This window comes from Bacillus sp. FSL K6-2971, from assembly GCF_038006405.1.
Lineage (GTDB): Bacteria > Bacillota > Bacilli > Bacillales > Bacillaceae > Bacillus > Bacillus pumilus.
In genome coordinates this window covers 3,826,230-3,848,725 of record NZ_JBBOVD010000001.1, presented here as the reverse complement: position 1 = coordinate 3,848,725, position 22,496 = coordinate 3,826,230, and the positions used below count along the sequence as shown (strand labels likewise).

Here is a 22,496-nt window from a genome sequence, read left to right as displayed (position 1 = left end):
ATAAAGGGAAATGGCTTTTTTTATAAGGCAAACGACATGAGGATAGGCGCTGCACATAAAGTAATGATGGCTGAAAGAATCATCGACACACTTGAGATCGTCCCTGAGACGGAGCTCATTTCAAATGCCTTCGATGTTCCTGCCCCGTGTGCACCTGTACCAAGCAGTACGCCCATGGCAATGTCATTATCAATACGGAAATAACGAATGATCATTGGACCGATGATTGACCCAAACAGTGCGGTTAAAATGACGAATACTGCCGTAACGGACGGCATCCCGCCAATCATTTCTGACACACTCATCGCCACTGGTGTTGTGACCGACCTTGGGACAAGACTTTCAATAAGGCCTGTATCCAAATGAAACAACTTCGCGATAAATGCCGTAGATAGAATCGCAATGACAGAACCGCAAGCCACATTCAAAATAATTTCCACTGCATGCTTCTTCAGAATGTGAAAATACTTATAGAGGGGAATGGCGAAAGCAACAGTCGCAGGCTGAAGCATATTCGTGAGCCATTTCCCGCCTTGATTGTATGCGTCGTAAGGAATATTGACGATTAACAGAAAGACGACAAGGACAAGCGGTGTCACAAGTAATGGGGAGACATAGACCTTCGGGTGTCGTTTATACACCGCTTTTGATCCGAGATATAAAAGAACTGTTAAGATCAGAAATAGTGCGCCAACTAACATAGCTTTTTTCGCTCCTTTCTTTTCGCAATCATTTGCGTCATGATACCAGTCGAGAGCATGACGACGAAGGTACTCAGTAAGACGACAAGGACAATGCTTGTACCAGATTGAGAAAGCAATGTTCCATAATCAATGACACCAACGGCCGATGGGATAAAGAATAGCAGCAGTTCGCCGAGCAGCCATACGGCACCAAGTTCAATCCATTTTAATTGAATAATTTTAAAATGAAGTAATAAGAAAATGACCAGAATGCCTAAAATCGTGCCCGGAATTCTTAAATGCAAAAAGGCCGCGAGCACATTCATCAATTTCGCAAAAACAAACAAAGCCATAATCTGAAGGACAGCAATCAGCGGCGTTTTGAGCAATTTCACTTTCTGTTCACTCCTTTTTCTATATAATTTGTTCACTGTTTCACAAAAACATGACAACGTTCCAATTGATTAGCTTACTTTAAAGTGTACAGCACGTTCAGTTATAGGTAAAATACATATATCGAATAATTAGTATTCCTTTTGTCTATAGGAAGGGTGAGTCATGTGGACATTAGACATTTAACATATTTCTTAGAAGTGGCGAGGTTAAAAAGCTTCACAAAAGCATCACAATCTCTTTATGTGTCGCAGCCTACCATTTCCAAGATGGTCAAAAATCTCGAGGATGAGCTGGGGGTGCAGTTGTTTTATCGAAATGGCAGACAGGTTGAAATGACAGATGCTGGACAAACGATGTATACCCAGGCGAGTGAAATCACACAATCATTTCAAAATTTAACGAGCGAGCTAAATGATTTAATGAATGTCAAAAAGGGACATATTCGCATCGGGCTGCCGCCGATGATTGGATCGAGTTTTTTCCCGAATGTCATGGGAGAATTCCGCCAGCAGTATCCAGATGTCACATTTCAACTAGTGGAGCACGGCTCTATTAAAGTAGAGGAAGGGGTCGAGGATGGTTCGTTAGATATTGGTGTCATTGTTCTGCCTGCAAATGATAAAATCTTTCATACGTACACCATTATTAAAGAGGACATGAAGCTCGTGACGCATCCATCACATCCGATGGCAGGTCGAGATAAGGTTGATTTAGCTGATTTAAAGGAAGAGTCCTTTATTTTCTTTCGAGAAGACTTTGTTCTGCATAGCCGGATATTGAATGAATGTATGAATGCGGGCTTCCGGCCCAATGTCATTTATGAAACGTCTCAATGGGATTTCATTAGTGAGATGGTAGCCGAGAACTTGGGGATTGGCCTTCTGCCTGAGCGGATCTGCCGTGATCTTGATCCTGAAAAGGTGAAAGTCATTTCCTTAAACACGTCGATCCCGTGGCATTTAGGAGTCATTTGGCGAAAGGATCGCTATTTGTCGTTTGCGGCAAGAGAATGGTTAAAGCATACGAAATCCTATGTGTGGGGAGCAGAGTAAAAGGAAGGATGATATGGATGAAAACAAGTGACGCATCTCATTTATTGGAAAAGGTTCGAGCGGAAAATCCACTCGTCCATAATATCACGAACCAAGTCGTGACGAACTTTACAGCGAATGGTCTTCTTGCTTTAGGCGCTTCGCCAGTCATGGCAAATGCCAAAGAAGAAGTGGCTGAAATGGCGCAATTAGCCGATGCGCTTGTGCTGAATATTGGCACACTGACCAAGGAGACGGTGGAGGCCATGATTCTGGCTGGACAATCTGCCAATAAAAAAGGGATACCTGTTCTATTAGATCCTGTCGGCGTTGGTGCGACAGCGTTTCGAATGAAAGCGGCAAAACAGCTGTTAGAGCAAGTGAACATGACAGTTGTCAGAGGGAACGCTGCAGAAATTGCTCATTTACTTGAAGTGGATGGCTGGGAGTCAAAAGGCGTGGATGCGAAAGCAACGAACGGAGATGTATCGGCACTAGTCAAACAAGCGGCGAGGACACTTCAGACCGTTGTGGTGATCACTGGGAAAGTCGATGTAGTGTCAGATGGAGAGGACGTGTTGTCTATTCATAATGGACATGAATGGCTCACCAAGGTGACGGGGACCGGCTGTTTACTGACGTCTGTCATCGGGGCATTTTGTGCAGCAGGTGAAAGGCCGCTTCACGCGTCGGCAGCTGCTCTATTGTTTTATGGTGTCGCAGCTGAAAAGGCAGCTCAGTACACCCAGAATAAAGGGCCAGGTACGTTTCAAATGGAATTGCTCAATGCACTCTCACACACAACTGGCGATGATGTGTTAACGCTAGGGAAAATAGGGGGAATGTCACATGACAAAGGCTGATCAACAGCAAATCAAACAGCAATTATCGGTTTATTTTATTATGGGAACAGTGAATACAAGCCGGCAACCGCTTGATGTTTTGAAAGAGGCGATTCAAGGCGGGATCACCATGTTTCAATTTCGAGAAAAGGGTGAGGGAGCCTTGCAAGGAGAAGAGAAGAAACAATTGGCTCGCCAACTTCAAGTACTTTGCCAAGAAGCGAATGTTCCGTTTATTGTAAATGATGATGTGCAGCTAGCGATAGATCTTGATGCAGATGGCGTTCATGTTGGCCAGGAAGATACAAATGCAGAAGACGTCAGACAAAAAATAGGGAATAAAATATTAGGTGTGTCTACGCATAACCTAGATGAAGTAAAACAAGCCATGAAGGACGGCGCAGATTATGTCGGCATGGGCCCAGTTTATCCAACAGAAACGAAAAAGGATACACGCAGTGTCCAAGGAGTATCATTGATCACGGAAGTGCGTCATCATGGTCTTCATATTCCGATTGTTGGCATCGGGGGCATCACATATGGCAATGCAGCACCAGTCATACAAGCAGGGGCAGATGGTATTAGCATCATCAGCGCCATTAGCCAGAGCGCTGATCCTAAAAAAGCAGCAGAAGAATTGAAAGCACTTGTTGCATCAGAAAAAGTATCTCTTTAATCTGGAGGAGACATGGATTGACTCAATTCATGTCTTTTCTGATTTCGGGGAAAATAGACAGGTGTGAAACAATTGTGTACAATCAAATTGTTCGATTATTGTCGAAATGACAGGTAAATAAAGGAGAATGAACAATGGAAGTGCTCGATACGTATTTTCGCCGCTACGATGAAGCTGGAAAAGGGCAAGAACAAATGGATGAATTGCTCGCATTGTTTTCTGACGATGTCATGATTGTCTTAAATGGTGCAGAGAAGCCTGGGATCCAAGCGTTTACACAGTTTTTAAACACATTTTTCCACGTGCATGAAGACATCAAGCATATGTGGGATGGATGGAAAAAAAGAGAAGACGGAAAGTATGAAACGAACTGGGCCGTTTGTGGAAAACTTTCGGATGGTCGTGTTTATACAGCAGAAGGAATTGATATTGCAGAACTGGACGACAAAGGAAAAATCATTTATTTAGAAAACGTTCCGAAAAATCCAGAGTTATTTCAGCGCTATTAAAAAGCCGGCTTCCAGCGTGTAGACAAACCCTCGCATTCGGTGTCAGTCCTGCGCGCCGGTACTCACGAATGTCAAATTCGCTCTGTTCCGGTGCTCGTCCTTCCTAGAATGCAAAGGTTTTCTATCACGCTGAAAAGAAGACAAAGGGCTAAAATCAAGATCATTTTAGCCCTTTGTCAACAATCTGAAAGCCGGCTCACCTGCCGGCTTCTTTTATTTGTCTAAAGAATAAGCCTCGATGGCTTCTTTCACCGAAGTTTCTTTATCAAAAATAAGGTGGCGGCTGTACACTTCACTTAAATGCAGTGGTTCTTGATCTAAGTCATCTACAAGCTCAAAGACATCTAATATAGCTGCTAATTTTTTGGTCGTTTGTCCACCTGCCGCATTATCAAAGGTTTCTTCTAGAAAGCTCTTTTGGATGATATCTTTTACTTTACGATGGTTTTTTGCACGCACCAAAATGATCCGTTCTTCAAATATTTTATCGGGCATACTGCTTGGTGATGAGATGGATTCAAATAATAACTTGGCAGAATATATCTGACGCATCAGTAATGTCACTTCTTTCTTGCAGCTTTTTCATTGTACAAATATGAGTTCCTCAACGTGTGAATTGATTTCCAGTATGTGTATATCATGATAACATATGAGTGATGTGGTGTAGGAGAAATAGATCTATAACGGGGGGATAAGCATGAAGAAAGTGATTGATAATAGAGGAGAAGTGCATGAAATTTTGTTGATCATCGTCACCTTATGCTCTCTTATCACGTGTAGAAAATTGGCCAGGTTAGAAAAGTATAAAAATAAGTTGAAGGGTCAATTTATACCTTACTAAGGAAAAGAAGAACACAAAAAAAGCCGGCTCATCAGCCGGCTTTTCCTTAAGAATCAGTATCCATATGCATCCCTGTATGTGCCTTTACTTGTATTTCCGTAAAGGTGTCTTCATCTGCTTTTTCAGAGGAGAAGATCGTGCCTAAGTAAGCGGCAAGAAATCCGAGTGGGATCGAGATAATTCCAGGGTTCGACAGCGGGATGAGCGGATCTCCTGTAAAGATGGCTGCTCCCGATGGGTCCCAGACGCTTGGGCTGAGCGAGACGATAATCAGTGCGCTCAGCAGTCCTACTAAGCTCCCTGCAATGGCACCTGTAGAATTAAATCGTTTCCAAAAGACAGTGAAGATAATCAATGGTAAATTTGCACTTGCTGCCACTGCGAAGGCAAGTGACACAAGGAAAGCAACGTTTAACGATTGGGCAAATAATGCGAGAATGATAGAAAGAATGGCCACGCCGATGGAAGCAAAGCGTGCCGCTTTTACCTGTTCCCGTTCACTCGCTTTCCCTTTGCGGATGATCTGACTATAAAAGTCATGCGCAAAGGCAGACGCGGCGGATAGGACGAGACCAGTTACCACTGCCAAAATGGTCGCAAAGGCAATAGCGGAAACAAAGGCAAATAACAAATCTCCTCCAAGGGCTTGGGCAAGCAGTGGAGCGGCCATATTTCCTGCTGCATCTGCTGCTGTGATCGCTTCTGTTCCAACAAAGGCAGCAGCACCGAAGCCAAGGAAAACTGTCATTAGATAAAAAATACCGATGATCCACGTAGCGGATAGAACAGATTTACGCGCAGAAATGGCATCCTTCACCGTATAAAACCGGATCAAAATGTGCGGCAAACCTGCTGTCCCAAGCACTAGAGCAAGGTTCAAAGACAGGGTCTCTAAAGGCACATCATATTTATTTCCCGGGTGAAGAAATGCCCCACCGAGCGGGGTCGCTGTTTTCATCTCCTCAAACATCTTCAGCAGGCTAAAATCAAACTTTGCAAATACAAGCAGTGAAATAATCAGTGTCCCAAGCATGAGAAGTACAGCCTTTGTAATCTGTACCCAGCTGGTTGCGATCATGCCACCAAACACGACATAAATGGTCATCAAGACACCTACGATCAGTACCGCAATCCAGTAATCAATGCCAAGAAGCAGCTTGATTAATGCACCTGCCCCAACAAGCTGTGCAATCATATAAAAAGTAGAGACTGTGATTGTGTTAAACGCAGCAACTCCTCGAATGGCAGGACGCTTAAATCGTGCAGCAATCATATCGGCCATCGTATATTTCCCTAGATTTCGAAGCGGTTCGGCTACAACGTAAAGTACGACAAGATACGCTACTAGAAAGCCAATGCTATAGAAAAAGCCATCAAATCCATTTAACGCGATCATTCCAGCGATTCCTAAAAATGATGCGGCAGACATATAGTCCCCAGCGATGGCAAGTCCGTTCTGAAATCCAGTCAGACCTCCACCTGCTGTGTAAAAATCGCTCGCATTGCTCGTTTTTTTCGCAGCAAAATACGTGATGACCAATGTGAGCCCTACGATCGCTATGAATAAAATAAAAGCGGTCATGCTCATTCGTCATCACCTCTCGATTCAATTTTTAAAGCGCTTACATATTTGTCGAACTGAGCTGCTTTCCTCGCATAAAGTCCACATAATACCCAAGTCATCACAAATTGTGTGAGGGCGAATAACCAAGCCCATGAGATCGCGCCAATTGCCGGCTTGTTCAAAAAGGTGAAGTAGGATGTAGCAACCGGAAGTGAAAAGTAAAAGAGAAAAAAGAAAATCGTCATCGGTACGATAAATCTGCGTTTTTCCTCGAGAGGTTTTCGAAAATCCTCTGAAGCGGCAACCTTCTTATAATGAACTTTTTTGTCTGCCATTGTTTCCTCCTTTGTACGAATTAGGGACAAGGTACTCCAATGCATATGAGACGATCTGGCTGTTTATGACAGTATATCATAAAAAAGGCACCCGAAAAGGGTGATGAGCCTGATTAAAACATGACTTTATCTTGAGGTATTGTGTTAAGTCGAGAAGGGGCAAGCATTCTATTATATGAAATATCGGCCTTGGAAGAGTGACATATGGAAAGGTTACTGACCGTCTTGCAGGCGCAAGATGGTATTTTTTGCTTCGTACTGGCTTAGTAATCTATGATAAATTGTTTAGGAAATTAATGGGTTGATCCTGTTGTTAGAGGGGGAAAGGCAAATGGTTAAGGCAATCTCAAGAAATGACCCGTGTTTCTGTGGTAGCGGTAAGAAATATAAAAAGTATCATAAGGACATTCATCCTGAATCAAGGGCTGCACGGCTTATCGAAACACAAAAAAAGTACGAACGAAAAATAGAAGATTATCAAAAATCAACAGGTAATATTCCTCAATGTCAAGAGGGGTGTTATAACTGCTACTATGAGGATTTTTCTATAACTGAAATTGAGTTTGAATTTATTATGCATGAGTTGAAGACTTGGAGCAAAGATCGAGTAGAAAAAATATATGATACTGCTTTGGATCAGTGTGAAACAATTAAAAATGAAAGACCTGACACCTGGAGAAATTTAGAGATATATAAACCGAAAGACGATGGCACAATACTTGCTGAACAAATGAAGAAGCACATGACAGTTAGACTGAATAGCTTTCCTTGTCCACTACTTGATCCAGAAACAAAATTATGTTCAGTTTACGATTCTCGTCCGCTAGTTTGCCGTTCTTATGGTTCAACTCATCATAGAATCAATCAAGCTACTCGTGTTCAGGTATGCGAGTATATACCTCATTCTGTAGAACACGCTGCAATAACTCCTACTGTTGATGCAGTATAATCATTATGATAGCCCAATCAATTTTAATCAGTCACTTGAACAGGCAAACTTATACACTTTAAAAGGATTTAATCTGATTTAAACGAGATAAAAGACAATATTCGTGAAATCGTTTCGCTTGTATAGTTGGCCACACTTTTTCATTCGTGTTTTAGCTCATTTTGGATCTTCCAGGGCAGCTGTTTTGTTCGCATTCTCTCCACACAACAAAAAACTGAAATTCGTTATTTTAACATGAAACTTAAAGGAGGATTTAGACATGGCAACTATTAAAGAACAATATTTAGAGCAGCATACAGAATTTAAACCACCATTTCAAAAGGAAGAAGCAACAATCATTATTCAGGAACAGAGTAGCCAACCGACTTTAGACTTTGCTTTAGCATTGTTGCCGACATTAGGAAAGGTCACACGTATTACGCATTTTAGAAATGGTCAAAAAGTGAGATATTATACGTATGTGGAGACTGTTGCCTATAAATTATTTATTGACCAAGGTTTAGCCAGTAATTATAACGGCGAAGGCAGCCACGCTTTTCAGTCATTTTTAATAAATGTGGGAATTCCAGAAGAAGAGGTTTCTTTCATAACAAAGTCCAATGGTGAAGATGTGGCCGTAATTGAAATAGCTTTATAAAAAGGGTATTTTGAAGTCGAGGATCAAGGAGAAAATCGTATTATGGAATATAAATTAGTACCGGTACACGCCGGCATACCCGAAATGGAATAGTCGCGCGCTATAATCTTTATTGAAACATACAAGGATGGTATGTTAGATAAAGATGATAAAAATTCATTCCAGAGAGGTTTTCAACTGTGCCTTATAGATTTCGGATATAAAATAGTGGAAAAGTGAAAATCAACATAAGAAGCCGTTAATGGCTTCTTTTTTATGTAAAAAGGGTTGTTTTACTAGGAGAAGAATGTGAGGGCTTACCGATCGTCTGCACGCTGCAACACTTTCTATACGCTTACCACTAATTAATGCAGAACCAAAATATTTTCAGGAATTCCAAAAATTTTGTGTTGAAGTCTTATATTAAGAGTAAGCAGGCTCTTACTGGAGCCTGCTTATTTTATTTATTGTTGCTTAACAGTTATTTTTAAGGTATTTTTACAGTATATGCTAAATTAACAAACATAATATTTACGCCTACATCAACTTTCTTATATTTGTTTTTAACTGCCCATGCAACAGCACCAGAAGTTCCAGCAGTAATAGCCGCAGCTGCTCCAGCACCCCATGGTCCGGCAGCAGCAATTCGACTTGTGTACCAACCGATATATCCGGCTGCAAATCCACCTGCTACTATGGCATTCATGCTTCTAACTTTCGGTCCTAATTTGAGGTGTAAACCTACAAAACCTAAAGTCTGCATGTCACCTTTTTTCTCATTCTCTTCAAAGCTAAATTCTTCTGATTTCATTGAAGTCATTAGTAGACTGTCGTGTTCTGAAATTCCCATTTCCATAAGGGTTTCTTTATCAGCTGTAAAATGAATATTTCCATCCTTATCTAATTCGAAGTAATTAGATAGTTTCTCTGCTAATTCCAATTGTTTTTTATCTACACTGACTGGAGGGGTCTCATTATTACCTTGACTGGCATGACTAATCATTGGAGAAGAGAAACCAAATGTAATAGTAAGCACACATAACACTACTAGAAATTTTTTAAACATACGTACCACTCCTATTTGTTTTTTGGGGTAACGCATACATGATATTTCCTTCTATTGGGGTGGAATACTTAGAGGTTAAGGAGAGTAATAAAATGTATTTATTCTTATTCACTTTGATTTATTGTGTAATCACACAGATGTTGAGTTTTTCCTTTGAGATGTCTTTTGGTGTGTACTTGATAGGTTTAGCTTTAATCAAAGGACTTTCTAGTGTGGAAATTAAAGACATCTTTAATTTCAAAAAGACAAGGGACGTGTTCAAAGAAAACAGATTTATAGATTCTTTGATGGAATTGTTTTCTTTGGTAATAGTGTTTATTAATGCATACATAATTGATTATGAACCATTCTCTCCCTTTGAGTTTGTTTATACTTTTTTCTTGCTTGTAATTCTGTACAGGTTCCTATTTTGGGGGATCATAAGAGAGTCAAAAAAATGGTTGCATAAAGAAGCATAGGAGACATGGATTTATAAGAATCACTCACTTTCTTTGATATATTTCCATGCTACCATTTATTTCTTGATAATTGGTAATGTGATGGAAAGTTTCTTTTTGGGTTGCGGTGACCGCAATATAGGTTCTTTTATTAGGGAGGATAATTTATGATGACTGTAATACCAGTATTGATGATGTTAATTGGTGCTTCTTATTTTGCTGTTTATATGAAAAAACGTAAGAATAATAAAGAAAAAGAGATGGGTTATAAAGTTGTTTTTGCCGTTGTTTACTTTTTACTGAGTGTCCCATTCATCAATATGGTCATCACTGGATAATAAAGAACAGGCTAAAGAGCCTGTTTTTTTGTTTCTTAAAAAACATGGCACCTATTTTAAAAACACCACCAAGAGCGTTCATATTCGTTTCTAAGCATCTTTATTTATGCTCGGGTTTTTCATAGTGTGATGCTTCAAGAACGCTTATATGGGATTTAAATGCGTTAACTGCTGTGATAGCATCTAAAAACCGATATGTCTTGTGTCCTACTTGCTTAAAAAGTGTTTGCGTCATGCCGAAAATTTTACATATTAATGGATAAATAGGGTTTTATTAGGAATTCTTGTGCTAACATTTATTAAAAATTGGTTTTCTAGGGGGGGATTGTAGATGGCGTCTATACCGTCTCCAGTTGTAGCGATCAAGATAAATGAATGGTATAAGCATATAAAAAGATTCAATGTTAAAGAGGCCCAGATGCTAAGGAAAGAGGTTAGAAAAGATATCGATGTCATGGAAGAAGATGAACAGGCGGTTCTTTATTTTCAGTTGATGGAGTTTCGTCATCAATTGATGACAGACTATGTGCAGCCTTCTAAAGAACCACTTGAAAAATCGGATTACTTGAAAGCTGTAGAAGGACAAGGAAAAAAGATGTCAGCCATTCTTGAATACTATTTTAATTTTTTTCAAGGCATGTATGAATTCAAAAATGGTGAGTTTATTAGAGCTATTGTGTTCTATAAGCGCTCGGAAAAGCGCCTGGAGCAAGTAGGGGATGAGTTAGAAAGAGCGGAATTTTATTACAAATTATCTGAAGTGTTTTATCACATGAAACAGACACATGTGTCTATGTATTACGTTGGTCTTTCTTATGATACTTATAAGGCGCATAAGAGCAATTCCCTTTATATGATTCGAGAAATTAATTGTCTAACTGTTATGGCAGGTAATTTCATTGATTTTGAATGCAGAGAAAAGGCGCTTCCTCATTTATTGTCAGCTTTAGAAAAATCTAAGGCAATTTCTAATAAGCCAATGATTGTGAAGTCATTATTTAATATTGGGTGTTGTTATAAAGGATTAGGTGATTTTAATAGGGCACTAGCTTATTTTAATCAGGTTATTCTAGAAGGAGAGCCTATTAATGCTACAGAGTTGCTTTTGGTTTTTTATGAATTATCGTTATTTCATTTGAGTCAAAAGGAATTTATTGAGGGTGAAAGATTTTTCAAAAGAGGCTTGGAAGAAGCGAAGAATAGAAAAAATGATCTGTTTTTATCGTTGCTGATGGTATTGGAAATTTTATTTTTAAAAACAGCAAACCTAAGTGAAGTCTTGAGCTCGTTGGAAAAATTAGAGAATGAGAGGGGTTATCCATACAGGGAAGACCTAGCGCTCGAAGCGGCTCGGTACTATAATGAGAATGGGCGTATGGATGAATCTGTAAAAATGTATGAAAAAGTGATGTACGCCCGAAAACAAATCCAAAGGGGCGACTGTTCATATGAATTTTAAAACGGTTCTTACTGGTTTTTTGAGTGCTTCAGCATTGCTAGGTATGATCTCATTATCATCTGTCGATTTTGATGTGAATTCAAGAAATGCTACTTCTCCAGAATCCACTGATCTGACTGTAAGGAATGCTACAGGCAGTAGCGTTACTACTGAGGATTTTGCTGTGAGGAATGGAACCCGTTCTAGTGAAAATCCTGATGTTCGTTTTGGAACACGTGATTCTAGATTATCTACTTGATGAATCAAACAGACCTTTAGGGTCTGTCAGGCTGTCGAGAAAATCTCGACAGCCTTATTTTCTCGGAAAGGTTATCGGTTCAACAAATCAGATCCGAAAGCATGTGCTCCGTGACCTTTTCTTGAAAGCTGCACAAGATCTCAAAAGCACCAAAAGACCCATTCTCACCTAACATCATGATGTGGAAAATAAAAAAGAATGTAGAAAAACATGAGTTTCTCTACATTCTGGACACCCGAAAAGGGTGCTTTCTACCGATAATTTGCAAGAAATGTTTGTCTCGCTTTTTCATACGCTTCCGCATCAAAATGATCTCCGCATTTGTGGATGCACCAAGGCTCTTCTTGCCTCGCAATTCCAACCTCATAGCCCTGCTGGACGAATTCAAAGGACTGCGAAACATCATAAAAATGAAAGCCATCAAAGAGGTCCTCACGCCACTTCACATCATATTGCGTCGCCATGAAAAGACCATCAATCGCCGAAGCGTTCATATAATCTTGCGCTTCTGCCTGTTGACGACCACTTTCAAACGAAAGCAGCTGATAGGTGTTGTGACGATATTCAATGACTTTCCCCCTGCAATCAGAACTCTCCCACCAAATCCCATTGTCAGGCACGCTTTCTGCACCTATGACCCCAATCATCCCAAGTGATGGATGCTGTAAAAAAAGCGGGATCAACTCAAGCAGCATATGCTGTTTGACAATCAAGGTATCTTGATGAAGATAAATTTTAAACTGAGCTGGATGAGTGATGGCTTCATTATAAGCAGAGGTCATACTGGATGCATGTCTAATTGGCAGTACCTCCACATGATATCCATGGGGAGCAGGAAGTGAAGCGAGCTGCCGAAAGCAAGCCTGAAACATGGCCTCATCATTTACACATAAAACAAACAGGATGGTGGGGTTACTCATGAAGCTGAACCGCCTCAACCACATACTGATAGGCGGTAGCGGCCTCATGAAAATCTGAACGAATGCCATGCTTCATGAGTAATTCATGTAAATCAATCATTACGCTCTCATAGGAAGGATGCTGTACGCGAATGGTTTCGAGTTCGCGAATACGGAAGCCTGCTGAATGAAAGAGTGCATGAATTTCATGGAGGGTGAAGAAACGTAAATGAGTTTGATCCATTAATCCTGCATCTGTATAAGTGAATCTGCCGGCTAATAATTCTAAAACGGTTGATATGTGACCGATATTCGGAATGGATGACAGGATGGCTCCTTCTTTTTTAAGGAAAGGTTTGACCTTCTTTAAAACGGCCCACGGGTCCAATAAATGTTCAAGGACATCTCCGAATATAATGCAGTCAAATTGTTCCTGTTCGTAAGGGAGCGTCATCTGTTCAATATTTCCGCATAGCACATGATCTAGCTCTTGCTCAGCCTCTTTTGCTGCACTCTCAAACGATTCAATTCCATAAATGTTCCGGCCCTTTTGTTTCAGGACTTTTCCAAGCTTGCCTGTGCCGCATCCGATATCCAATAAAGACGTCCATTCCTCACGAATACGGCTGACAATGACCGGGTTCACGCCATGATAATACTGATCCTTTTTTTGGTGATAATAGGAAAGGGAATCTGAACTCACGCTCTACCCACCTTTCTGCTTTCTCATTGTTTTCATGCTTAATATATGGGTGGAGAGCTTGGTTTTATAACGAGAGAAGAACAATTTTTATGAATGGTGGCTAAAAAGGGATCATATAAAGAACGGGAAACGGACTGTCCTCCTAATATAGAAAGACAGAACCCCATGAGTGGAAGGGATTGGTATGAAGGGGTGTTCTACTGTAGCGTATCGTCATGAAAGGATTTTTAAAAGGTCAATTGACAAGTCAGAACTTTTAGCCAAAGCAGTCTGAAAGACAAAGGATAACGGCGTTGATTTACGGTTTGTTTATCATCTTCTGATCACCGTTGGATGTTAAAAAAGCTTGTATTTCTTCGATGGCTAGTCCAATTTTTTTCGCTTCCTGAATCAAATAAACCCACTCTTCGTCAACTCTTCTTTTCACTTGCGTATCCATAATATCCTCCAGTTCAATAAGACATATTCATCTGCAACCAATGACTTGAACAAACCGTCTAGTAACTGTACGTGTGGATGAAAACAGCGCAAAATAGATTTTGTCGAAAAATGATGACATTTAACCTATTTTGTAAAATCTATCACCTACCACGTTCCTAAAAAAATGACTAAAAAACCCATAAATATTGATTTCTTACTTCTAATAATAAACAATTGTAAAGTCAGTTAAAAGATTATAAATTAAAATAATGAAAAAGACCTAAATCATTTGGCTTATATAAACCAATTAGGTTGACATTTGCCATCGAGTAGAACAAATTTCATCTGTGCAGGACGTACATATTGTTCGTTTGGGAAGTTCTTCTCAAGATGGTATTCTAAAAGAAACAGAAACCACCAAGAAGGAATGAAGAAAGACATGTATAGCCTTTTTCAAAAGTATCAAGAAGTTGTCATGTATCTTGTGATGGGTGTGTGTACAACCATTGTCAACATAGTCAGCTTCTACTTATTCGTTGAGATGTTTTCCATGGATTATAAAACAGCTACAGTTGTTTCATGGGTATTTGCTGTTCTCTTTGCTTATATCACCAATAAGAAGTATGTCTTCAAACAAAAGGCTCGTGATACGAAAAGCCTTATTCGTGAGCTTTCTTCATTTTTTAGTGTTCGTCTCATGTCTCTAGGTGTAGATCTAGGGCTGATGATTTTATTTGTGACCCAAATGGCGCTCAATGAAACTGTCGCAAAAATTCTTGTCAACTTTGTGATTGTGGTCGTGAATTATGTCGCCAGTAAATGGTTCGTCTTCAAGAAAACAAAAGAAGATGCGATTTAACACATGAAAAAAGATAGGTGATGTGAAATGAGCAGCAGGCCAGACGAATTATATGATGTCATATATCAACAAACAGAAAAGCAGCATGAACAAGTGCTGAGGCTAGTCAAAGAAATGACCGCACATCCTGAAGCGTTTTCGGAACAAGAAAAGGAAAAGATCAACCGAATGGACATTGCGCTTCAAACAGCAACGGACATTTTGGAAAACTTAATGACACCTGACACGCAAATGACCATTGTTTTAAGACAAGGGAGAATTCATGTTGACCTGACGAAAGCGTAAAAGAAGCAGCCAATTGTGAAAGCGGCTGCTTTTTATTATGCATCGCTTGTTTCCCGCAGTTGCTTTGGAGACATGCCGATTTTCTTTCGAAAGACTTTATTCAAGTAATTCGCATTTCTGTAGCCGCACTGTATGGCGATTTCTTCAATCGAGTATTTTGTTGTTTTCAGTAACGTTTCCGCCTTTTCTAACCGAATATTGGTTAGATAGTGAATAGGTGTGAAGCCAGTGGCCTTTTTGAATTCCCTCGTAAAATGACTTTTGGATAAACGTGCCGCAGCTGCCATATCGTCCGGGCCAATTTCCTCGTGAAAATGATGGCTGGCAAACAAGGCCGCTTGAACGATGGGCTCGGGCCATTTCTCCATTTGTCCCTCAAGCTTTGGCAAATATGAATACAGTTCCATGACAAATTGATAAGCAAGGCTAGACCCCTCAAATGGATTGGTAATCCGTCTTTCACTGGCTTCATCATAAATGGTCTTGAGCAGGCGGATCGGTCTGGAATTCGGATGAAAACGCATGACCTGCTTTCCTTGGTCAATAAATTGGTCAAAGCAAAGATCGCAGGCTTCCCCGTAAAGCGTTAAATAGAGAAATTCCCAATGCTCACTGTCTTCTGGAAAATAATATTGGTAGGCACTTGGGCTTTTCACGAGAAAGGCCTGACCCGGCAATACTTTGAAACGTTTCTCTCCGATTTCAATCATGCCATGTCCAGACAGTGTGAGCTGAAAGATGCACTTGCCCTGATCCTTCCGCTCCACGCCATTCCAGCTATATAACGAAGAAGATTGAACTTCCCAGCCAACAGACCAGATTTGTGCTGGCAATGTCACATCAGAATGGTGAAAACGAAATGCAAATGCTTCTTTCTTCAAATTGGAAACCCTCCTTCACAGCAAAAAACAACCTTTTTCTATTTAGAATCATGTTACACCTCATATCACATCGTACCATTCACAGCAAAAAAAGGGTATTTTTTAACGATTTTTTTACCATTGAACTGATGCTGCTGGGACAACTAAAATAAAAAGTATCAGAAGAGAAAAGGGGAATGGATATGATCGATACGTTACGTGCGGCATTTCACCAGCAATTTGGAGATAGAGAAGAACTTCGCTATTTTTTTGCCCCAGGAAGAGTGAACTTGATTGGTGAACATACAGATTACAATGGAGGACATGTGTTTCCATGCGCGCTTACTCTCGGGACGTATGCTGCTTGTGCAAAGCGGTCAGATGGTCGCGTGAGAATGTATTCCTTGAACTTTGATCGTGATGGTGTGAAAGAATTCAATCTTTTTGAAATCGCTTACGTAGAATCGGACGGCTGGGCAAATTATCCGAAGGGTGTGTTCAAACAGTTTATAGAAGCAGGAATGAAGATAGAAGAAGGCTTTGACATTGTGTACAGCGGCAATATTCCAAATGGCGCAGGTCTGTCTTCCTCTGCCTCCATAGAGCTTGTCACCGCTGTTCTCATCAATGAATGGTATTCATTCAGCGTTTCAAATGTCCGTCTTGCCCTTCTTTCACAGCGTGCAGAGAATGAATTTATTGGTGTCAATTGCGGGATCATGGATCAGTTTTCGATTGCCCTTGGAAAAGAAGATCACGCCATTTTGCTCAATTGTGACACCCTTGCCTTTGAATATAGTCCGTTTCGGCAAGAGGGGCTAGCGCTTGTGATTGCGAATACAAACAAAAAGCGGGCGCTGGCTGACTCCAAATACAATGAACGCCGGTCAGAGTGTCAATCTGCTTTAAACGACCTTAGAAAAGAAATCGACATTGCGCATTTATGTGAGCTCACTGCGGAAAAATTTGCACAGCATGCCCACTTGATTATAGAGGACACGTGCCGTAAACGTGCAAGACATGTGGTGACGGAAAACGAGCGGACCATGAAAGCAGTAAATTTTCTGAAAGATGATAAAATGGAAGAACTAGGTGCTCTCATGAAGGCCTCTCACCTTTCTTTAAAGAATGATTATGAAGTGACTGGACTTGAACTAGATGCACTTGCTGAAGCTGCTTGGCTTCATCCTGGGACGATAGGCTCTCGTATGACAGGTGCAGGCTTTGGTGGCTGCACGATCAGCATTGTGAAAGAAGAGCTGCTGGACTCATTTATAGAAGAAACAGGTGCGATTTATCAGGAGAAAACAGGTATTCAAGCCTCTTTTTACACAGCTGGAATTGGAGGCGGCGCAAGAGAACTCACAAAGGGGGAAGTGTGATGACAATTTTAGTTTGTGGAGGAGCAGGGTACATAGGCAGTCATGCGGTGGCGGCTCTTCTAGCGAAAGGCGAACGAGTAGTGGTAGTAGATAATTTGCAGACAGGCCACAAAGAAGCTGTTTTGGAAGGAGCTGTCTTAGAGGAGGGTGATTTACGAGATCACGCCTTTTTAAGACAGGTGTTCAAATCGCATCAAATAGAAGCGGTCATGCACTTTGCGGCAGATTCACTCGTCGGGGAGAGTGTGACAGATCCGCTTAAGTACTATGACAACAACGTCGGCGGAGCAACTGCTTTACTACATGTCATGAATGAATTTGATGTGAAACACATCGTCTTTTCTTCAACTGCTGCTGCATACGGTGAACCGAAGCGGGTGCCGATCGTTGAAACGGATGAAACGAACCCAACGAATCCTTATGGAGAAACGAAACTAGCGATTGAAAAAATGCTGAAGTGGTCTGAGCAAGCGTATGGAATAGAGTACGTGGTACTTCGCTACTTTAATGTAGCTGGTGCCCATACAGAAGGACTTGTCGGAGAGGATCATCAGCCTGAGACGCATCTCATTCCAATTATTCTGCAAGTTGCTTTAGGAAAACGGGATCAAATGATGATTTATGGTGATGATTATGAGACAGAGGATGGCACATGTATTAGAGATTACATTCATGTGATGGATTTAGTAGAGGCACACATCTTAGCTGTTGACCGGCTGCGTGCTGGAAAAGGCAGTGCGACCTACAACTTAGGGAATGGAACAGGGTTCTCCGTGAAGCAGGTCGTAGAAGCTGTTAGAAAAGTCACGGGGCATACCATCCCGGCACAAGTGGCAAAAAGACGCGCGGGAGATCCAGCAAAGCTGATTGCTTCTTCTGAAAAAGCACTGCAAGAATTGGGATGGACACCTCAAAATGCTGACCTTCACACGATCATTCAGAGTGCGTGGGATTGGTTTCAGAAGCATCCAGATGGTTACCAAAGTGAATAAAACGTAAAGGCAGGCAAGAGAGGGGACAGAGGGAATGGCGATTGATATTTTTGAAAAGCTGGAACAGCTGATTCAATATGGGATCAATAAAGAGCTAATGACATCACTAGATATCGAATATACGAGAAATCGACTGCTTGAGGTACTCAGGCTCGATGAAGCGGAAGCAAGAACAGTCTCAGGAGAAGAAGACCTTGAAAACATCTTAATGCCGATGCTCGATTGGGCAGTAGAAACAGGACTTATTCCTGAGGGGACGGATACGTATCGTGATTTACTAGATGCGAAAATCATGGGCTGCTTGGTGGCACCTCCAAGTGTCATCAATGCGAAGTTTGAGGAAAAACGTCAGCAGGGAGGACCGAAGGCAGCTACAAGCTGGTTCTATGAGATGCAACAGCATGCCCACTACATTCATACAGGCAGGATCGCCAAAAATGTACAGTGGTTTACACCAACAGATGATGGTGTGCTGGAGATCACCATTAATCTATCGAAGCCGGAAAAGGACCCCAAAGCCATCGCTGAAAGGAAGAAGCTCAGTCAAAAGCAATACCCTCTTTGTCTCCTTTGTAAAGAAAACGTTGGGTTCGAGGGGCGGATCAACCATCCAGCGAGACAGAATCACCGGATTATTCCTGTGACACTCTCAGATGAATCGTGGTTTCTGCAATTTTCACCTTATGTGTATTACAACGAGCACTGTATAGTGTTCAAAGGCAAACATGAGCCAATGAGCATCACCAAAAAGACCTTTGAACGACTGCTTTCCTTCATATCTATATACCCGCACTATTTCATTGGATCGAACGCCGACCTTCCGATTGTTGGAGGCAGTATATTAAGTCATGACCATTTTCAGGGCGGTGCGCATGAATTTCCGATGGCGAAAGCAGAGATGGAAGAAGTCTTTTCTCTCAAAGCCTTTCCAAATGTGCGAGCTGGCATTGTGAAATGGCCGATGTCTGTGATCCGCCTTCGAAGCAGTGAGCGGAAGTCGCTCGCAGACGCAGCAGACTTTATCTTACATGAGTGGAAACTGTATTCAGATGAAGAGGTGGGGGTCATCGCTCATACAGGAGAGACACCTCACAACACCATTACACCTATTGCGAGGCGCCACGGGGATGACTATGAATTAGATTTAGTGCTTCGTAATAACCGTACAAACAAGCAGCACCCGGACGGCATTTTCCATCCGCACGAAGAAGTCCACCATATTAAAAAAGAGAATATCGGATTAATTGAAGTCATGGGCCTTGCTGTGCTTCCTGGTAGATTAGCAGAGGAAATAAGCCAATTAAAAGAGGCTTTGCTATCTGAAAGTCCACTTGAAGAAATCAAAGCCCGTCCTGCTATCATGAAGCACGAGGCTTGGGCGAAGCGGCTGCTTGAAGAGAACACCTTTACAGAGGACAATACCGAAACCATTTTACAAAAAGAAATTGGCTTTATTTTTTCTCGAATTCTCTCGCAGGCAGGTGTGTTTAAAAGAACTGAGCAAGGGAAAACAGCTTTTAACCGTTTTATTCAAACACTTCAAACAGGCAGGTGATTAGATGATTGAACAAGTAAGAGAATTAATGGAAGAAAAGCAGCTTGATGGTGTTTTGATTCAAAAGCGAAATAACTTCTCCTGGCTGACAGGCGGAAGAAGGAATCATATTGTGTTAAATACGCCAGAGGGCGTGTGCCAGCTGCTCGTCTTAAAAGACGACCTCGTCCTCATTGTGAATCAAATGGAAGAAAAGCGGATCATTGAAGAGGAAATGGCATACGTCGATCATCCGTTTCAAGTGGTCACAATGGATTGGTATGAGGATGAGACCCCATACATTCAAGAACTCACAAAAGGTAAACGAATTGGGACGGACATTCAAATGGATGGATTCGAATGGATCGAACCGGATTTGTCGCATGTTCGCTCGATCCTAACTGCCTCACAGCTCAGACAATATGAAACACTGTGTCATGAAACAGCGGTCATTGTAGAAAGTGTCTGTCAAGAAATCGTTCCAGGGCAGACCGAGCACGAGATTGCTTCGCTTGTTGCTCAAAGAGCCATTACACAAGGGATGACGATAGAAGTCCTGCTTGTGGCAACGGATGACCGGATCCATCAATACCGTCACCCGATTCCAACAGATAAAGCTCTTCAAAAGCACGCGCTTGTTGTTCTCTGCGCGGAGCGGCACGGGCTCGTTGCGAATGTCACAAGGTCTGTTTACTTTGGTCAGCTTCCGAAGGAGCTTGAAGAGAATAAAGAGCGTCTAGCACGAATTGACACGGTCATGAATGCCGCCACACGTCCTGGGGGAACATTAGGAGATGTTCTGAAAGCAGGTATTGCTCAGTACGAAAAAGAGGGCTTCCCTGATAGCTGGAAAAAGCTTCATCAAGGGGGAAAGACGGGATTTGTATCTAGGGAAATCATTGCTGTTCCCTCATCGAAGGAAGAAATTCAGCTTCATCAAGTGTTTACATGGAACCCTTCATTGCCTGGACTGAAATCAGAGGATACGATTGTTGTAGAAAAAGAGGGCAACCGATTTTTAACGTATACAGGCAAGTGGACGTACATGGACATTGAACATGAAGGGAAGATCTATAGACGACCTGACATCTTAGTGAGAGATGAATAAATGCAGAGTGCCGGCGCTGAGCCGGTTTTTTGCTGGAAGTCTTTAGCGAGATTCCACTAATTCAGCATCATTACCAATTCTTACAGCGTATACACAGAGGATCGATACTTTCTTTTCTTGTGAACTTGCGTTAAAATGAGTAAGGTTTTTGTTAAATGTAGGGATACCTATTTTGAAATTGTTTACCTAGATAAAATTTCATTAAGTTAAATTGAAATTTGACCAAACTTTTTTATTGTGGTAAACCTAAATTTGACAAAGTTCTTGATTGTTTGTCCTTTGCCTTCAACTCTCAACTTTTCAAAATCCTAGAAATTTATTGTGTGTGCAATAATATAAATTTATGTCGAATTTATGACATTTTAATAGAAATCTGTTGAAAAATAAATGAACTTTTGAAAAAAGGGAAGCTAACTGTAACAGATTTTGATAGCATTACAAAGGGAAGAAAAGTTTTCGAAGGCAGATGGCTTTTCACAATTATTCAGCAATTTATACATTATCTAAGGAAGGATGGTGATCTTCTTGTTCAGAGCCATTAAACCTATGCTTTTATTAGCGATGCTCGTGAGTGTTTTTGTATTAGGAGGTTGCAGCAATATCGCTGTTTTAGATCCTAAAGGACCTGTCGCAGCACAACAAAAAGACTTAATCCTTTTATCCATCGGATTCATGCTCTTTATCGTTGGTGCGGTATTTGTACTGTTTACCATCATTTTGGTTAAATACCGCGAGCGTAAGGACGTTGGAAACGCCTCTTATAACCCAGAAATACACGGGAATACGCTTCTAGAAGTTGTCTGGACAGTGATCCCAATATTAATCGTTGCTGCCCTTTCAGTTCCAACTGTAAAAACAATTTACTCTTTGGAAGAGGCACCTCAAGCAACAAGCCATAAAGATCCTCTTGTCGTTTATGCTACAGCTGTTGATTGGAAATGGATCTTTAGCTATCCAGAGGAAAATATTGAGACAGTGAACTACTTAAACATTCCAAAAGATCAGCCGGTTTTATTCAAAATCACTTCTGCTGATACAATGGCATCACTATGGATTCCTCAGCTAGGCGGGGAGAAGTATGCGATGGCTGGAATGGAGATGGAACAATATCTTCAAGCTGATCAAGTTGGCACATATGAAGGAAGAAACGCCAACTTCACAGGCGAGGGCTTTGCTCAGCAAAAATTCAAAGTCAATGCGATGACGCAGTCTGACTATGATAAATGGGTAAGCAAAACGAAAAAAGAAGCACCAAAGTTAACGAAGAAAACGTATGACTACTTGATGCTTCCTGATGCTGCAGATGTGCAGACATTCTCATCAACACATTTATCCTTTGCGAAGCATGGAGAGGATTCTGAATACGCACTCCAAGCACGCAAACGTTTAGGTTACAAATCAGTTTCTCCGCATTCCAAAACAGATCCTTTCGAGAATGTGAAGAACTATAAAAGAAAACTAGATAATGAATAAA

At 41.2% G+C, this 22,496-nt stretch carries 26 protein-coding genes; 16 read left to right on the top strand and 10 right to left on the bottom strand.

Translation table 11 applies throughout. The annotated features are described in order from the left end of the window. Positions 1–20 precede the first annotated feature (20 nt). Complete coding sequence (locus MHI33_RS20495; RefSeq protein ID WP_044140267.1) at positions 21–701, bottom strand: CidB/LrgB family autolysis modulator; 681 nt, start codon at positions 699–701, stop codon at positions 21–23. After that, on the bottom strand, positions 695–1,078 hold the full coding sequence (locus MHI33_RS20490) for a CidA/LrgA family holin-like protein (protein WP_012011691.1): 384 nt from the start codon (positions 1,076–1,078) through the stop codon (positions 695–697). Before MHI33_RS20490 ends, MHI33_RS20495 begins: the two co-directional genes overlap by 7 nt. Before the next feature lie 165 nt (positions 1,079–1,243). On the opposite strand from MHI33_RS20490, the gene cidR reads away from it, so the two are divergent. The 4 genes from cidR (at position 1,244) to MHI33_RS20470 (ending at position 4,137) form a co-directional block, all read left to right on the top strand. Continuing rightward, a complete protein-coding gene (cidR, locus tag MHI33_RS20485) occupies positions 1,244–2,131 on the top strand; it encodes a cidABC operon transcriptional activator CidR (protein ID WP_003214744.1) in 888 nt (295 codons plus the stop codon). Positions 2,132–2,148: 17 nt separating this feature from the next. Beyond that, positions 2,149–2,973, top strand: coding sequence for a hydroxyethylthiazole kinase (gene thiM / locus MHI33_RS20480; RefSeq protein WP_217012703.1), 825 nt, complete (start codon positions 2,149–2,151; stop codon positions 2,971–2,973). Beyond that, entirely contained in the window at positions 2,960–3,628 is a 669-nt protein-coding gene (gene thiE / locus MHI33_RS20475; RefSeq protein ID WP_340913455.1) for a thiamine phosphate synthase, read from the top strand. Before thiM ends, thiE begins: the two co-directional genes overlap by 14 nt. Before the next feature lie 134 nt (positions 3,629–3,762). Continuing rightward, positions 3,763–4,137 carry a nuclear transport factor 2 family protein gene (locus tag MHI33_RS20470; protein ID WP_217012702.1) on the top strand — a complete coding sequence of 125 codons (375 nt, stop codon included), beginning with the start codon at positions 3,763–3,765 and terminating at the stop codon, positions 4,135–4,137. 213 nt (positions 4,138–4,350) lie between these two features. Here the strand turns inward: MHI33_RS20470 and MHI33_RS20465 are convergent, their stop codons facing one another. From MHI33_RS20465 to MHI33_RS20455, 3 genes are all read right to left on the bottom strand, one after another. Further along, positions 4,351–4,689, bottom strand: coding sequence for a DUF4288 domain-containing protein (locus tag MHI33_RS20465; protein WP_106066974.1), 339 nt, complete (start codon positions 4,687–4,689; stop codon positions 4,351–4,353). A gap of 335 nt (positions 4,690–5,024) precedes the next feature. Further along, positions 5,025–6,566 carry a solute symporter family protein gene (locus tag MHI33_RS20460; RefSeq protein WP_003214799.1) on the bottom strand — a complete coding sequence of 514 codons (1,542 nt, stop codon included), beginning with the start codon at positions 6,564–6,566 and terminating at the stop codon, positions 5,025–5,027. Further along, a complete protein-coding gene (locus MHI33_RS20455; RefSeq protein WP_340913450.1) occupies positions 6,563–6,877 on the bottom strand; it encodes a DUF485 domain-containing protein in 315 nt (104 codons plus the stop codon). Before MHI33_RS20455 ends, MHI33_RS20460 begins: the two co-directional genes overlap by 4 nt. Positions 6,878–7,208: 331 nt before the next feature. Here MHI33_RS20455 and MHI33_RS20450 point away from each other — a divergent pair, with 331 nt between their 5' ends. Beyond that, a complete protein-coding gene (locus MHI33_RS20450) occupies positions 7,209–7,826 on the top strand; it encodes a YkgJ family cysteine cluster protein (protein ID WP_044140259.1) in 618 nt (205 codons plus the stop codon). Between the two features lie 259 nt (positions 7,827–8,085). Then, entirely contained in the window at positions 8,086–8,463 is a 378-nt protein-coding gene (locus tag MHI33_RS20445; protein WP_044140257.1) for a hypothetical protein, read from the top strand. Between the two features lie 466 nt (positions 8,464–8,929). Here MHI33_RS20445 and MHI33_RS20440 read toward each other — a convergent pair whose 3' ends face one another. Continuing rightward, a complete protein-coding gene (locus MHI33_RS20440; RefSeq protein ID WP_126268974.1) occupies positions 8,930–9,508 on the bottom strand; it encodes a hypothetical protein in 579 nt (192 codons plus the stop codon). 604 nt (positions 9,509–10,112) lie between these two features. On the opposite strand from MHI33_RS20440, the gene MHI33_RS20435 reads away from it, so the two are divergent. The 3 genes from MHI33_RS20435 to MHI33_RS20425 all read left to right on the top strand — a co-directional run bounded on the left by MHI33_RS20435 (position 10,113) and on the right by MHI33_RS20425 (position 11,980). After that, the gene (locus MHI33_RS20435) at positions 10,113–10,283 is read left to right on the top strand and encodes a hypothetical protein (protein WP_161792787.1); all 171 of its coding nucleotides are present in this window, start codon (positions 10,113–10,115) and stop codon (positions 10,281–10,283) included. 331 nt (positions 10,284–10,614) lie between these two features. After that, the gene (locus tag MHI33_RS20430; protein ID WP_340913446.1) at positions 10,615–11,742 is read left to right on the top strand and encodes a Rap family tetratricopeptide repeat protein; all 1,128 of its coding nucleotides are present in this window, start codon (positions 10,615–10,617) and stop codon (positions 11,740–11,742) included. Beyond that, positions 11,732–11,980 carry a hypothetical protein gene (locus tag MHI33_RS20425; RefSeq protein ID WP_268508514.1) on the top strand — a complete coding sequence of 83 codons (249 nt, stop codon included), beginning with the start codon at positions 11,732–11,734 and terminating at the stop codon, positions 11,978–11,980. Before MHI33_RS20430 ends, MHI33_RS20425 begins: the two co-directional genes overlap by 11 nt. A gap of 251 nt (positions 11,981–12,231) precedes the next feature. Here MHI33_RS20425 and MHI33_RS20420 read toward each other — a convergent pair whose 3' ends face one another. From MHI33_RS20420 to MHI33_RS20410, 3 genes are all read right to left on the bottom strand, one after another. Next, the gene (locus MHI33_RS20420) at positions 12,232–12,900 is read right to left on the bottom strand and encodes a glycosyltransferase family protein (protein WP_340913444.1); all 669 of its coding nucleotides are present in this window, start codon (positions 12,898–12,900) and stop codon (positions 12,232–12,234) included. After that, a complete protein-coding gene (locus tag MHI33_RS20415; protein ID WP_340913442.1) occupies positions 12,893–13,582 on the bottom strand; it encodes a class I SAM-dependent methyltransferase in 690 nt (229 codons plus the stop codon). Before MHI33_RS20415 ends, MHI33_RS20420 begins: the two co-directional genes overlap by 8 nt. A gap of 298 nt (positions 13,583–13,880) precedes the next feature. Then, the gene (locus MHI33_RS20410) at positions 13,881–14,021 is read right to left on the bottom strand and encodes an anti-repressor SinI family protein (protein WP_003215413.1); all 141 of its coding nucleotides are present in this window, start codon (positions 14,019–14,021) and stop codon (positions 13,881–13,883) included. A 456-nt stretch (positions 14,022–14,477) separates the two neighbouring features. Here MHI33_RS20410 and MHI33_RS20405 point away from each other — a divergent pair, with 456 nt between their 5' ends. Together MHI33_RS20405 and MHI33_RS20400 are read left to right on the top strand one after the other, a co-directional pair. Next, positions 14,478–14,861, top strand: coding sequence for a GtrA family protein (locus MHI33_RS20405; protein WP_243632592.1), 384 nt, complete (start codon positions 14,478–14,480; stop codon positions 14,859–14,861). 27 nt (positions 14,862–14,888) lie between these two features. Beyond that, complete coding sequence (locus MHI33_RS20400; RefSeq protein ID WP_003215318.1) at positions 14,889–15,146, top strand: hypothetical protein; 258 nt, start codon at positions 14,889–14,891, stop codon at positions 15,144–15,146. A gap of 35 nt (positions 15,147–15,181) precedes the next feature. On the opposite strand, the gene MHI33_RS20395 is transcribed toward MHI33_RS20400, so the two are convergent. Next, positions 15,182–16,027: an AraC family transcriptional regulator gene (locus MHI33_RS20395; RefSeq protein WP_003214606.1), complete on the bottom strand. Its 846-nt coding sequence runs from the start codon at positions 16,025–16,027 to the stop codon at positions 15,182–15,184. Positions 16,028–16,209: 182 nt separating this feature from the next. Here MHI33_RS20395 and MHI33_RS20390 point away from each other — a divergent pair, with 182 nt between their 5' ends. From MHI33_RS20390 to qoxA, 5 genes are all read left to right on the top strand, one after another. Further along, positions 16,210–17,388, top strand: coding sequence for a galactokinase (locus MHI33_RS20390; RefSeq protein ID WP_445661782.1), 1,179 nt, complete (start codon positions 16,210–16,212; stop codon positions 17,386–17,388). Continuing rightward, positions 17,388–18,380: a UDP-glucose 4-epimerase GalE gene (gene galE / locus MHI33_RS20385; protein ID WP_340913439.1), complete on the top strand. Its 993-nt coding sequence runs from the start codon at positions 17,388–17,390 to the stop codon at positions 18,378–18,380. Before MHI33_RS20390 ends, galE begins: the two co-directional genes overlap by 1 nt. A 34-nt stretch (positions 18,381–18,414) precedes the next feature. Beyond that, positions 18,415–19,935 (top strand): UDP-glucose--hexose-1-phosphate uridylyltransferase, encoded by a 1,521-nt coding sequence (galT, locus tag MHI33_RS20380; protein WP_113767857.1) that lies wholly within the window; start codon positions 18,415–18,417, stop codon positions 19,933–19,935. A 4-nt stretch (positions 19,936–19,939) separates the two neighbouring features. After that, the gene (locus MHI33_RS20375; RefSeq protein ID WP_268484308.1) at positions 19,940–21,022 is read left to right on the top strand and encodes a M24 family metallopeptidase; all 1,083 of its coding nucleotides are present in this window, start codon (positions 19,940–19,942) and stop codon (positions 21,020–21,022) included. 516 nt (positions 21,023–21,538) lie between these two features. Then, on the top strand, positions 21,539–22,495 hold the full coding sequence (qoxA, locus tag MHI33_RS20370) for a cytochrome aa3 quinol oxidase subunit II (RefSeq protein WP_106066372.1): 957 nt from the start codon (positions 21,539–21,541) through the stop codon (positions 22,493–22,495). Position 22,496: the final 1 nt, after the last annotated feature.

Coding starts and splice junctions, on each gene's coding strand:
- MHI33_RS20495 (WP_044140267.1), bottom strand. CDS start 701: ATGTTAGTTGGCGCACTATTTCTGATCTTAACAGTTCTTTTATATCTC.
- thiM (WP_217012703.1), top strand. CDS start 2,149: ATGAAAACAAGTGACGCATCTCATTTATTGGAAAAGGTTCGAGCGGAA.
- thiE (WP_340913455.1), top strand. CDS start 2,960: ATGACAAAGGCTGATCAACAGCAAATCAAACAGCAATTATCGGTTTAT.
- MHI33_RS20470 (WP_217012702.1), top strand. CDS start 3,763: ATGGAAGTGCTCGATACGTATTTTCGCCGCTACGATGAAGCTGGAAAA.
- MHI33_RS20465 (WP_106066974.1), bottom strand. CDS start 4,689: ATGCGTCAGATATATTCTGCCAAGTTATTATTTGAATCCATCTCATCA.
- MHI33_RS20460 (WP_003214799.1), bottom strand. CDS start 6,566: ATGAGCATGACCGCTTTTATTTTATTCATAGCGATCGTAGGGCTCACA.
- MHI33_RS20455 (WP_340913450.1), bottom strand. CDS start 6,877: ATGGCAGACAAAAAAGTTCATTATAAGAAGGTTGCCGCTTCAGAGGAT.
- MHI33_RS20450 (WP_044140259.1), top strand. CDS start 7,209: ATGGTTAAGGCAATCTCAAGAAATGACCCGTGTTTCTGTGGTAGCGGT.
- MHI33_RS20445 (WP_044140257.1), top strand. CDS start 8,086: ATGGCAACTATTAAAGAACAATATTTAGAGCAGCATACAGAATTTAAA.
- MHI33_RS20440 (WP_126268974.1), bottom strand. CDS start 9,508: ATGTTTAAAAAATTTCTAGTAGTGTTATGTGTGCTTACTATTACATTT.
- MHI33_RS20435 (WP_161792787.1), top strand. CDS start 10,113: ATGATGACTGTAATACCAGTATTGATGATGTTAATTGGTGCTTCTTAT.
- MHI33_RS20430 (WP_340913446.1), top strand. CDS start 10,615: ATGGCGTCTATACCGTCTCCAGTTGTAGCGATCAAGATAAATGAATGG.
- MHI33_RS20425 (WP_268508514.1), top strand. CDS start 11,732: ATGAATTTTAAAACGGTTCTTACTGGTTTTTTGAGTGCTTCAGCATTG.
- MHI33_RS20420 (WP_340913444.1), bottom strand. CDS start 12,900: ATGAGTAACCCCACCATCCTGTTTGTTTTATGTGTAAATGATGAGGCC.
- MHI33_RS20410 (WP_003215413.1), bottom strand. CDS start 14,021: ATGGATACGCAAGTGAAAAGAAGAGTTGACGAAGAGTGGGTTTATTTG.
- MHI33_RS20405 (WP_243632592.1), top strand. CDS start 14,478: ATGTATCTTGTGATGGGTGTGTGTACAACCATTGTCAACATAGTCAGC.
- MHI33_RS20400 (WP_003215318.1), top strand. CDS start 14,889: ATGAGCAGCAGGCCAGACGAATTATATGATGTCATATATCAACAAACA.
- MHI33_RS20390 (WP_445661782.1), top strand. CDS start 16,210: ATGATCGATACGTTACGTGCGGCATTTCACCAGCAATTTGGAGATAGA.
- galE (WP_340913439.1), top strand. CDS start 17,388: ATGACAATTTTAGTTTGTGGAGGAGCAGGGTACATAGGCAGTCATGCG.
- galT (WP_113767857.1), top strand. CDS start 18,415: ATGGCGATTGATATTTTTGAAAAGCTGGAACAGCTGATTCAATATGGG.
- MHI33_RS20375 (WP_268484308.1), top strand. CDS start 19,940: ATGATTGAACAAGTAAGAGAATTAATGGAAGAAAAGCAGCTTGATGGT.